Raw genomic sequence first — 11,062 nt, forward strand, 5'->3', positions numbered from 1 at the left:
TTGTACCGGATCCGACGATCAGTCGGCCGTCAGCAGGGGCGGTTTGTCCCCCGCAAGGCGCGGCTTGCCGGGGCCTTCGATCTGAAGGTCCAGCTCGCCGTTCTTGACGGCGACCTTGACCAGCCCGCCCTTGGCCAGCTTGCCGAACAGCAGCTCTTCCGCCAGCGGCTTCTTGATGTGTTCCTGGATCACCCGGGCCAAGGGCCGGGCGCCCATCTTGTCGTCGTATCCCTTGTCCGCCAGCCATTCGGCCGCCGGGCGGGTCAGTTCGATGGTCACGCCGCGGTCCAGCAACTGGGCTTCAAGCTGCAGCACGAACTTCTCGACCACCTGCAGGATCACCTCTTTCGGCAGTGGCCCGAACGAGATCACCGCGTCCAGACGGTTGCGGAATTCCGGGCTGAAGGTCCGTTCGATGGCCGCCGTATCCTCACCCTCGCGCCGGTCGCGGCCAAAGCCGATGGCGGCCTTGGCCTGTTCCTGCGCACCGGCATTCGAGGTCATGATAACCACGACGTTCCGGAAGTTCACCGTCCGACCGTTGTGGTCGGTCAGTTCGCCATGGTCCATCACCTGCAGCAGGATGTTGTAGACATCCGGGTGCGCCTTTTCGATCTCGTCCAGCAGCAGCACGCAGTGCGGATGCTGGTCGACGCCATCGGTCAGAAGCCCGCCCTGGTCAAAACCGACATAGCCGGGGGGCGCACCGATCAGGCGCGAAACCGCGTGTTTCTCCATGTATTCCGACATGTCGAAGCGCAGCAGTTCCACACCCAGCATGTCCGCCAGTTGCTTGGCCACCTCGGTCTTGCCGACACCCGTCGGGCCCGCGAACAGGTAGTTGCCGATGGGCTTTTCCGGTTCGCGCAGCCCGGCGCGGGCCAGCTTGATCGCGCTGGAGAGGGCGTCGATGGCCGCGTCCTGGCCGAAGACCACGCGCTTCAGACCGACGTCCAGGTCCTTCAGCATCTCTGCGTCGTCCTTGGTGACGTTCTTCGGCGGTATACGGGCGATCTTGGCGACGACGGCCTCGATCTCCTTCACGCCGATGGTCTTGCGCCGCTTCGCCGCCGACAGCAGGTGCTGCGCGGCGCCGGCTTCGTCGATGACGTCGATGGCCTTGTCCGGCAGCTTGCGGTCGTTGATGTAGCGGGCCGACAGGTCCACGGCCGAGCGCACGGCCTCTGCCGTGTATTTCACGCCGTGGTGCTCCTCGAAGTAGGGCTTCAGTCCGCGCAGGATCTTCACGCTGTCCTCGACCGAAGGTTCGTTCACGTCGATCTTCTGGAACCGGCGGGAAAGCGCGCGGTCCTTTTCGAAGTGCTGGCGGAATTCCTTGTAGGTCGTCGACCCCATGGTCCGCAGCTTGCCGCCCTGAAGCGCGGGCTTCAGCAGGTTCGACGCATCCATCGCCCCGCCCGACGTGGCGCCCGCACCGATCACCGTGTGGATCTCGTCGATGAAGAGGATCGCATCGGGATGCTCTTCCAGTTCGGTCACGACGGCCTTCAGACGTTCCTCGAAATCGCCGCGATAGCGGGTGCCAGCCAGCAGCGCCCCCATGTCCAGCGAATAGATCGTGGTGTTCTTCAGCACTTCCGGCGTTTCGCCCGCGACGATCTTGCGGGCCAGGCCTTCGGCGATGGCAGTCTTGCCGACGCCGGGGTCGCCCACCAGCAGCGGATTGTTCTTGCGACGGCGGCAGAGCACCTGGATGCAGCGCTCGACCTCCTCTTCGCGCCCGATCAGCGGGTCGATATCCCCGCCGCGCGACTTGGCATTGAGGTCCACGCAGTACTTGGCGAGTGCGCTTTCCTTCTGATCGGTGTCCGGTGCAGCCGAGGTGTGCGTTTCTTCCTCCGTCTCGTCAGAGCCCTGGACGGGCCGGCTTTCGCCATAGGCAGGATCCTTCGCCACGCCGTGGGCGATGAAGTTGACGGCGTCGTACCGGGTCATGTCCTGCAGCTGCAGGAAATAGGCCGCGTTCGATTCGCGTTCCGCGAAGATGGCGACCAGGACATTGGCGCCGGTCACTTCGGTCCGGCCCGAGGATTGCACGTGGATCGCCGCCCGCTGGATCACCCGCTGGAAGGCGGCCGTGGGCACGGCCTCGGACCCTTCGACGTCGGTGATCAGGTTGGACAGGTCCTCCTCGATGAATTCCATCAAGGTGCTTCGCAATTCGTCCAGGTCGACGCTGCACGCCTTCATCACCCGCGCGGCATCGGGTTCGTCGATCAGCGCCAGCAACAGATGCTCCAGCGTCGCGAATTCGTGCCGGCGCTCGTTGGCCTGGGCCAGCGACGCGTGAATGGCTTGTTCAAGAGTGCTCGAGAATGAAGGCACGGGTGTGCTCCTTCTTGCCTGGGTCGCGGAGGGTTGTGGGCTGGGCCGGGTCACCCCCACGTAATCCTGCCACGTTCACGTTAGAGTTTGGTTGATCACAGGGCGGCTTCAAGGCTTTTCTTCCGAATTCGTCTCACATTTGCTCAATCGGCGATCATTTTCGGGGGGGCGGGCAGGGGGTCTGCCTGTCGCTTTGGCAGGATCCGGGCGGGATTTGTCCCCATCCGTGTGGACTCGGCCACGGGCTCGCCCGTGGGGCTGACCTTCCGCAGGTTGCGGCATGGTGGCCCGGTTATGCCCGCGGTTGCGGGGGAGGGGGGCTTCCCGGCGGCCGGGTCGGCGGGAAGCCAACACGGCGAAACCGCGACCGGCGGCGGGATGGCCGGTCACGGCATGTGCAAGCCGTCTCTGACCCCGGGTCTCAGAAGTTGTCCTTGCGGGTTCGGACTTCGGCAAAGACGTCCACCGGGGCCGCGCCTGCCATGCCGATGGCCGCGGCCAGTTCGGGGGTGGCGGCGCGCAGGAACGGGTTCGTGGCCTTTTCCGTGCCCAGAAGCGAAGGCACCGTGCGCTTGCCGGCTTCGCGGTCGGTGTCGATTTCGACCGCGCGCTCCTGAAGGTCGGTGTTGCCGGGCTCGATCGTCAGGGCAAAGCGGGCATTGGCCTGGGTATATTCATGCCCGGAATAGACGACCGTGTCGTCGGGCAGGGCGGCCAGCTTCGACAGGCTGTCCCACATCTGGGGGAAGGTGCCTTCGAATACACGGCCGCAGCCCAGGGCCATCAGGCTGTCGGCGGTGAAGACCGCGTTCGAGCCGGGGAAATAGAAGGCGATGTGACCGACGGTGTGGCCGGAGACATCGATGACTGTCCCGGTTTCGGTGCCGATGGTGACGGGATCGCCTTCGTTCAGGGCCACGTCCAGCGGTGGCAGGCGTTCGGCATCGGCGGCATGGCCGACGACCTTGGCGTCCGGGAAGGCATCCCTGATGCCGGCCAGCCCGTCGACATGGTCCCAGTGGTGATGCGTGATCAGGATCTGGCCGATGGTCCAGCCGCGTGCCTTGGCCGCGGCCAGCAGGGGGGCGGCTTCCGGCACGTCGATGACCGCGGTCGCGCCTGTTGCCGGATCGTGGGCCAGATAGGCATAGTTGTCTTTCAGGCAGGGAACCGTGACGATGTCGAGAGGCATGGCCTTTTGACCTTTCGTTGATAAAGTGCGCGCGAACCGCCGACAGATTGACCGAACGGACCCCCGCCCGCAATGCATCTCGACGTCGAGGATCTCCGCAAGTTCTATTACCGGCGCGCCCTGGGGCGGGCGGTGCAGGCCAGCATCCGCAAGCGCATGCTTGAACTCTGGCCCGAGGCGAAGGGCCAGACAGTGGTGGGCTTCGGCTTTGCCGTGCCGCTTCTGCGCCCCTACCTTGCCGATGCCCGCCGCACCATCGCCCTGATGCCCGGACCGCAGGGGGTGATGGCCTGGCCCAAGGACGGGCACAACGTATCGGCCCTGATCGAGGAGACGCTCTGGCCCCTGGAAACGGGCCGCGTCGACAAGCTGATCCTTCTGCACGGGCTGGAGACGTCGGAACGCCCTGCGAATCTTCTGGACGAGGCCGCCCGCGTGCTGGGTCCGGGGGGCAAGGCGCTGTTCGTGGTGCCGAACCGCGCGGGTCTCTGGTCGCGGAACGACCGCACGCCCTTCGGCTTCGGCCGGCCCTATACGCTGGGCCAGCTGGAAACCCAGATCCGGGCCCACGGATTCGAACCGGAACGGCAGTGCGCCGCTCTGTTCCTGCCGCCGTCGGAAAAGAGGTTCTGGCTGAAGTCCGGCCGCATGATGGAAAGGGTGGGCAAACGCCTTCCGACCATGATCGCGGGCGGCGTCTTCCTGGTCGAGGCCAGCAAGCGCGTCCGTGCCGGCGGCGGCTCGTTGTCGAAGCGCGCGCCGCGGACGGCCGCCAAGCCGATCGAGGGCTTGGGCGAACCGGCCCTGCCGCTGCGCCACCGGGTGCCCACGGATCTGTAGGGACCGCGCGTTTGCGTCGCCGGGGCCGGAATCCGCCCGCGCGCGCCCGCGAATCTGGCACAGGTGGGCCGCTCTGCCGGGGGCAGATCTGGCCGTCCCGGAACCCGTTTTCGATGAGTGCTTTGCGCGAGCGGACAATTGGCATACGCTAACAGTCGGGTGGCGCCCTGCGCAAACGGTCGCACCTTGGGAATTCACGTTTCTTTTCAGTCCGATTGCCGGTTGCCGTTAACGCTATCGCATGTTGCTAGGGGGTTAACGCTCTGGTACATCCACGCTGATTTTCGCGCCCGGGCCGCAAGACCCGGGCTCATTAACAACACCCGGGTGGGTGCAATTCGCGTCCGCCGGGCCAAATCATCGGAAGGGTGGACGTGTCCGAATCAGCGTCGATTTCCGCCGGCATTGCCGCGCGCTATGCCACCGCAATCTTCGAGATCGCGAAAGAGGGCAACGGCCTCTCCAACCTTGAATCCAGCCTCGACGACCTGTCGGCCGCCCTGGCCGAAAGCGACGACCTGGCGAAACTGGTCTTCAACCCCGTCTTCACGCGGTCCGAACAGCGGACCGGCATCGTTGCCGTCGCCCAGAAGATGGGCCTGGACGCGATGCTGACGAACGCGCTGGCCCTGATGGCCGACAAGCGCCGCCTGTTCATCCTGCCCGAGCTGATCTCGCAACTGCGTGCGCGGCTGGCGGACGAACGTGGCGAAGTGACGGCAGCTGTCGTGTCGGCCGTCGCGCTGACCGACGAACAGACCGCGAAGCTGAGCGAGGCGCTGGCCGCCAAGGTCGGCAAGACCGTGAAACTCAAGACGGCCGTCGATGAAGACATCATCGGTGGTCTCATCGTGACCGTGGGCTCGAAGATGATCGACACGTCGATCCGCTCGCGTCTCGGTGCGCTACAGAATGCAATGAAAGAGGTCGGATAAATGGGTATCCAAGCAGCAGAGATTTCTGCGATCCTAAAAGACCAGATCAAGAACTTCGGTCAGGAAGCCGAAGTTGCTGAGGTCGGCCACGTGCTGAGCGTCGGTGACGGGATTGCCCGCGTCTACGGCCTCGACAACGTCCAGGCCGGCGAGATGGTCGAGTTCCCGGGCGGGATCATGGGCATGGCGCTGAACCTCGAGGCCGACAATGTCGGCGTCGTGATCTTCGGCTCCGACCGCGAAATCGGCGAAGGCGATATCGTCAAGCGCACGAACTCGATCGTGAGCGTTCCGATCGGTGACGAACTGCTGGGCCGCGTCGTCGACGCGCTGGGCAACCCGATCGACGGCAAGGGCCCGATCGGCGCCACCAAGACAGGCATCGCCGACGTCAAGGCACCGGGCATCATCCCGCGTAAGTCGGTGCACGAGCCGATGGCCACCGGCCTGAAGTCGGTCGACGCCATGATCCCGATCGGCCGCGGCCAGCGGGAACTGATCATCGGCGACCGTCAGACCGGCAAGACCGCCCTGGCGCTCGACGCGATCCTGAACCAGAAGAGCTATAACGAGGCCGCCGGCGACGACGAGTCCAAGAAGCTCTACTGCATCTACGTGGCCATCGGTCAGAAGCGTTCGACCGTTGCGCAGCTGGTCAAGAAGCTGGAAGAAAACGGCGCGATGGAATATTCCATCGTCGTGGCTGCAACCGCGTCCGAACCGGCGCCGATGCAGTATCTCGCCCCCTATACCGCGACCGCGATGGGCGAATACTTCCGCGACAACGGCCGTCACGGCCTGATGATCTACGATGACCTGTCTAAGCAGGCCGTTGCATACCGTCAGATGTCGCTGCTGCTGCGCCGTCCGCCGGGGCGTGAAGCCTATCCGGGCGACGTGTTCTACCTGCACTCCCGCCTGCTGGAGCGTTCGGCCAAGCTGAACGAAGATTTCGGCGCCGGCTCGCTGACCGCTCTGCCCGTCATCGAAACCCAGGGCGGCGACGTCTCGGCCTTTATCCCGACCAACGTGATCTCGATCACCGACGGCCAGATCTTCCTGGAAACCGACCTGTTCTTCCAGGGCATCCGCCCGGCCGTGAACACCGGTCTGTCGGTGTCCCGCGTGGGTTCGTCGGCCCAGACCAAGGCGATGTCCTCGGTTGCCGGCCCGGTGAAACTGTCGCTGGCCCAGTACCGCGAGATGGCGGCCTTCGCCCAGTTCGGTTCGGACCTCGACGCCTCGACCCAGCAGCTGCTGAACCGTGGTGCGCGCCTGACCGAGCTGATGAAGCAGCCGCAATACGCGCCGCTGACCAACGCGGAAATCGTCTGCGTGATCTTCGCCGGTACCAACGGCTTCCTGGACAAGCTTCCGGTGAACCAGGTCGGCAAGTTCGAAGCGGGCCTGCTGGCGCACATGCGCGGCAAGCGCAAGGACATCCTGGACTGGATCACCAAGGAAGATCCGAAGATCAAGGATGATGCCGCTGCCAAGCTCAAGGCCGCAATCGAAGAATTCGCTGCGACCTTCGCGTAAGAGGAGACGGCAATGCCCAGTCTCAAGGACCTGAAAGTCAGGATCGAGTCGGTCAAGTCGACCCGCAAGATCACCAAGGCCATGCAGATGGTGGCCGCCGCAAAACTGCGGCGGGCACAGGAAGCGGCCGAAGAAGCGCGTCCCTACGCGGAGCGCTTCAACGCGGTGATGGCGGGTCTGGCGGCCTCGGTCGGCGACAGTGAAAGTGCGCCGAAGCTTCTGCGCGGCACCGGTGACGACCAGACCCATCTTCTGGTTGTCATGACGGCCGAGCGGGGGCTGTGCGGTGGCTTCAACTCGAACATCGCGCGCCTGGCCCGCCAGAAGGCGGACGAGCTGAAGGCCAAAGGCAAGACGGTCAAGATCCTGACGGTCGGCAAGAAGGGTCGCGACGCCATGCGCCGCGACTATGGTCAGTATTACGTGGGTCACGTCGACCTGAGCGACGTAAAGCGCCTTGGCTATGCCGACGCGCAGGGCATCGCCACGGACATCCTGACCCGCTTCGACGCCGGTGAATTCGACGTGGCGACGATCTTCTTCGCCCGTTTCGTCAACGTCGTGACCCAGGTGCCGACCGCCCAGCAGATCATCCCGGCCGTCTTCGACGCGCCCGAGGAAGGGGCTGCCGCGTCGTCGCTGTACGAATACGAACCAAGCGAAGAGGCGATCCTGGCCGATCTGTTGCCGCGTGGCGTGGCAACGCAGATCTTTGCGGCGCTTCTGGAAAACGGTGCATCCGAACAGGGCGCACGCATGTCGGCCATGGACAACGCGACCCGCAACGCCGGGGACATGATCGAAAAGCTGACGATCCAGTACAACCGCTCGCGGCAGGCCGCGATCACGACCGAACTCATCGAGATCATCGCCGGCGCCGAGGCGCTTTAAGGAGACGAACACAATGTCGCAAGCTAAAGGCAAGATTACACAGATCATCGGCGCTGTGGTCGACGTCCAATTCGAAGACGACCTGCCGCAGATCCTGAACGCGCTGGAGACCGAGAACCAGGGCAAGCGCCTGGTTCTGGAAGTCGCCCAGCACCTGGGGGAAAACACGGTCCGCACCATCGCCATGGACGCGACCGAAGGTCTGGTCCGCGGTCAGGTGGTGACGGATACCGGCGCCGCCATCTCGGTTCCGGTGGGCAACGCCACCCTGGGTCGCATCCTGAACGTCGTGGGCGAGCCCATCGACGAAAAGGGCCCGGTTGACGCGACCGAAACCCGCGCCATCCACCAGCCCGCCCCGGAATTCGAGGACCAGTCCACGGAATCCGAAGTGCTGGTCACCGGCATCAAGGTCGTCGACCTGCTGGCCCCCTACGCCAAGGGCGGCAAGATCGGCCTGTTCGGCGGCGCCGGCGTGGGCAAGACGGTTCTGATCATGGAACTGATCAACAACATCGCAAAGGTGCACTCGGGCTACTCCGTGTTCGCCGGTGTTGGCGAACGGACCCGTGAAGGGAACGACCTCTACCACGAGATGATCGAATCCAACGTCATCAAGCCGGACAACCTGGCCGAAAGCCAAGTGGCCCTGGTCTATGGCCAGATGAACGAACCGCCGGGAGCACGTGCCCGCGTCGCCCTGACCGGCCTGACCCTGGCCGAGCAGTTCCGCGACCAGTCCGGCACCGACGTTCTGTTCTTCGTCGACAACATCTTCCGCTTCACGCAGGCCGGTTCCGAGGTGTCCGCACTTCTGGGCCGTATCCCGTCGGCCGTGGGTTACCAGCCGACGCTGGCCACCGACATGGGCCAGCTGCAGGAGCGGATCACCTCGACCAAGAAGGGCTCCATCACCTCGGTGCAGGCCATCTACGTTCCCGCGGACGACCTTACCGACCCCGCGCCGGCAACGTCCTTCGCCCACCTCGACGCAACGACGGTTCTCAACCGTGCGATCTCGGAAAAGGGTATCTACCCGGCCGTTGACCCGCTCGACTCGTCCTCGCGTCTGCTTGACCCGGCCATCGTCGGCGAAGAGCACTACAAGGTGGCAACCGACGTTCAGCAGATCCTGCAGAAGTACAAGTCGCTGCAGGACATCATCGCCATCCTCGGGATGGACGAACTGTCGGAAGAGGACAAGCTGACCGTGGCCCGCGCCCGGAAGATCGAACGCTTCCTGTCGCAGCCCTTCGACGTGGCTCAGGTCTTCACCGGCTCGCCGGGTGTCCAGGTTCCCCTGGAAAACACCATCTCGTCGTTCAAGGCCGTCGTGGCCGGCGAATACGACCACCTGCCCGAGGGCGCCTTCCTGATGGTTGGCGGCATCGAGGAAGTGATCGCAAAAGCCGAGCGCATGGCCGCAGCAGCGGCGTAAGGAGCGGGTCTGATGGCAGACACGATGCAATTCGACCTCGTCAGCCCGGAACGGAGCCTTGCTTCGGTCCAGGCCACGGCGGTCGAGATCCCGGCAACCGAGGGGCGGATGACGGCCATGCCCAACCACGTGCCGCTCATCACCACCCTGCGGCCCGGGCTTCTTAAGGTCGACGGTCCGGACGGCACGCTGGAATACCTGGTCACAGGCGGTTTCGCCGAGATCAACGGCGAAGCGATGTCGGTCCTGGCCGAGAAGGCCACCCCGGTGGACGAGGTCACGCGCGAGCATCTGGACGAGCTGATCGCCGAAGCCCGTGCCAAGGTCGAGGCCGCAAAGGCCTCGCCCGAGGCACATACGGGCATCGTCGACGAGGCGCTGAAGCTTCTGGCGGACCTGGAACAGCTGGGCATCCACATGAACTGATCCGGGCATTCCGTCGCGGAAACCTGGTTGAAACCGGCCCCTTGCGGGCCGGTTTTGTTCTTTACCAGGTGTTATGTGTTGAGTACCCCCAGAAAGGGACGGGGGAGGCAACGGGCATATGCAGCGGTTCAGCAATCATCTTATGGGCGTCGATCAGGGCGATGTGACGATGTTTGCCGACTTCGAGGACGGGGGCCCGATGTGGCGCGGCACCGGCCCGCGCGAACGGCGGCTTCGCGTCGTCTTTTCCGACCGCTACCGCCATCCGCCCACGGTGCATGTGTCGATCTCTCTCTGGGACGTGGACTTCAAGACCTCGGTTCGGGCCGAGGTCACGGCCGAGAATGTCACCGAATCCGATTTCGAAATCGTCTTTCGGACCTGGCTCGATACCCGCGTCGCCCGCGCCCGGGTGGCGTGGCTGTCCATCGGGGAAATGCCCCACGAGGACGACTTCGAGCTGTACTAGGGGGCTGACCCAGAGCTCCGTGTCGGGATGGCCGGGGCCGTCCTCTGCCGATCTGTCTGCAATTCCGGTGAATGATCGGCCCTCCCAGCGACGGGAGAGGTCGAGGACGATCTGATCGGCGGAAGCCACGCATCTTGCATGAGGCCGGGCAGGGCGCCCGCGTCAGTTCCTGCCTGTTCCGCTGAGGCTTAGATAGACGTCGTGTATGCCGGCCCGCAGGGAGTCCACACCGGCTGTATAGACGTCCAGCAGTGGCAGCAGTTCCGGCACGTCGTCGGCAATCGGATCGGCATTGGCGTAAAAGAACAGCAGGACCAGCCCCACCAGCACCGCAACCGCGACCCCACGGCCGAAGGCGCTGCCATCGCGGGGGCGCGGCGCTGGGTGTTCGGGCGGCATGGGCGTGCGTTGCGTCGGGCGGGCAAGCCGGACCGCATCGGGGGGCGACGCCGTGCGACGCGCACGCGGCGTGGGCCCGGGCGTTGCCGCGGGCTTCTCTCCGGGTTTCTCTTCTGCGGCCGGCGCAGGTTTGCGCGCCGCTGCGGGTTTGGCTGCCGTTTCCGGCTGGGGCCCGGTCGCAGGCCTGTGCCCTGGCACAGGCTTCGGTCCGGGTCCTGCCAGGCCCAGTTCGGTCTGCGTCTCGATGGCCGCGGCGGCTTCGGCGGCGCGCAGGCGGGCCTCGCGCTGCGCCTCCTCCTGCAGGATCGCGGCAATGGCGGGGTCCAGCTCCCGGGGCCTGCCGTCTTCGGCCGCGCGGACCTGCGCCCAGGCGTCCTCGTCCAGGCCTTCGCCGTCCTCGGCATCTTCGTCGCCGTCGTCGTCCGGGTCGGCGTCCAGTTCGTCTTCGATCTCGGCCCGCACGCGGGCGGCCGCGTCCGGGTTTTCGGGGGCAGGGGCCGGCTCAGCCGTGTCTGCCGTGCCGCGATCGGCAACAATTGGCGCAGGGGCGGGCGCCGCGGGGACAGGCTCGGGATGTTTCTGGAACC

10 protein-coding genes are annotated in these 11,062 nt (G+C 65.2%); 7 read left to right on the forward strand and 3 right to left on the reverse strand.

All coding sequences use genetic code 11. From position 1 onward, the window contains the following. Positions 1–18 precede the first annotated feature (18 nt). Complete coding sequence (gene clpA, locus FQK05_RS10135) at positions 19–2,346, reverse strand: ATP-dependent Clp protease ATP-binding subunit ClpA (RefSeq protein WP_158966359.1); 2,328 nt, start codon at positions 2,344–2,346, stop codon at positions 19–21. 421 nt (positions 2,347–2,767) lie between these two features. Beyond that, on the reverse strand, positions 2,768–3,538 hold the full coding sequence (gloB, locus tag FQK05_RS10140) for a hydroxyacylglutathione hydrolase (protein ID WP_158966361.1): 771 nt from the start codon (positions 3,536–3,538) through the stop codon (positions 2,768–2,770). Positions 3,539–3,610: 72 nt separating this feature from the next. On the opposite strand from gloB, the gene FQK05_RS10145 reads away from it, so the two are divergent. From FQK05_RS10145 to FQK05_RS10175, 7 genes are all read left to right on the forward strand, one after another. Then, positions 3,611–4,378 (forward strand): methyltransferase domain-containing protein, encoded by a 768-nt coding sequence (locus tag FQK05_RS10145; protein WP_158966363.1) that lies wholly within the window; start codon positions 3,611–3,613, stop codon positions 4,376–4,378. 374 nt (positions 4,379–4,752) lie between these two features. Continuing rightward, positions 4,753–5,313 (forward strand): F0F1 ATP synthase subunit delta, encoded by a 561-nt coding sequence (locus FQK05_RS10150; RefSeq protein WP_158966365.1) that lies wholly within the window; start codon positions 4,753–4,755, stop codon positions 5,311–5,313. After that, positions 5,314–6,852 carry a F0F1 ATP synthase subunit alpha gene (atpA, locus tag FQK05_RS10155; RefSeq protein ID WP_158966367.1) on the forward strand — a complete coding sequence of 513 codons (1,539 nt, stop codon included), beginning with the start codon at positions 5,314–5,316 and terminating at the stop codon, positions 6,850–6,852. A gap of 12 nt (positions 6,853–6,864) precedes the next feature. Further along, positions 6,865–7,743, forward strand: coding sequence for a F0F1 ATP synthase subunit gamma (locus FQK05_RS10160; RefSeq protein WP_158966369.1), 879 nt, complete (start codon positions 6,865–6,867; stop codon positions 7,741–7,743). Positions 7,744–7,756: 13 nt separating this feature from the next. Beyond that, entirely contained in the window at positions 7,757–9,181 is a 1,425-nt protein-coding gene (atpD, locus tag FQK05_RS10165; RefSeq protein WP_158966371.1) for a F0F1 ATP synthase subunit beta, read from the forward strand. A gap of 12 nt (positions 9,182–9,193) precedes the next feature. Further along, a complete protein-coding gene (locus FQK05_RS10170; protein ID WP_158966373.1) occupies positions 9,194–9,607 on the forward strand; it encodes a F0F1 ATP synthase subunit epsilon in 414 nt (137 codons plus the stop codon). A gap of 118 nt (positions 9,608–9,725) precedes the next feature. Further along, positions 9,726–10,076, forward strand: coding sequence for an H-type lectin domain-containing protein (locus tag FQK05_RS10175; protein WP_158966375.1), 351 nt, complete (start codon positions 9,726–9,728; stop codon positions 10,074–10,076). Positions 10,077–10,238: 162 nt separating this feature from the next. On the opposite strand, the gene FQK05_RS10180 is transcribed toward FQK05_RS10175, so the two are convergent. Continuing rightward, positions 10,239–10,937, reverse strand: a complete 699-nt coding sequence (locus FQK05_RS10180; protein WP_233270454.1) for a hypothetical protein — start codon at positions 10,935–10,937, stop codon at positions 10,239–10,241. Positions 10,938–11,062: the final 125 nt, after the last annotated feature.

This window comes from Chachezhania sediminis, from assembly GCF_009765275.1.
GTDB lineage: Bacteria > Pseudomonadota > Alphaproteobacteria > Rhodobacterales > Rhodobacteraceae > Chachezhania > Chachezhania sediminis.

Bases quoted from the DNA above. Each gene is read 5' to 3' on its own strand.
- gloB (WP_158966361.1), bottom strand. From the start codon at position 3,538: ATGCCTCTCGACATCGTCACGGTTCCCTGCCTGAAAGACAACTATGCC.
- FQK05_RS10145 (WP_158966363.1), top strand. From the start codon at position 3,611: ATGCATCTCGACGTCGAGGATCTCCGCAAGTTCTATTACCGGCGCGCC.
- atpA (WP_158966367.1), top strand. From the start codon at position 5,314: ATGGGTATCCAAGCAGCAGAGATTTCTGCGATCCTAAAAGACCAGATC.
- FQK05_RS10160 (WP_158966369.1), top strand. From the start codon at position 6,865: ATGCCCAGTCTCAAGGACCTGAAAGTCAGGATCGAGTCGGTCAAGTCG.
- atpD (WP_158966371.1), top strand. From the start codon at position 7,757: ATGTCGCAAGCTAAAGGCAAGATTACACAGATCATCGGCGCTGTGGTC.
- FQK05_RS10170 (WP_158966373.1), top strand. From the start codon at position 9,194: ATGGCAGACACGATGCAATTCGACCTCGTCAGCCCGGAACGGAGCCTT.
- FQK05_RS10175 (WP_158966375.1), top strand. From the start codon at position 9,726: ATGCAGCGGTTCAGCAATCATCTTATGGGCGTCGATCAGGGCGATGTG.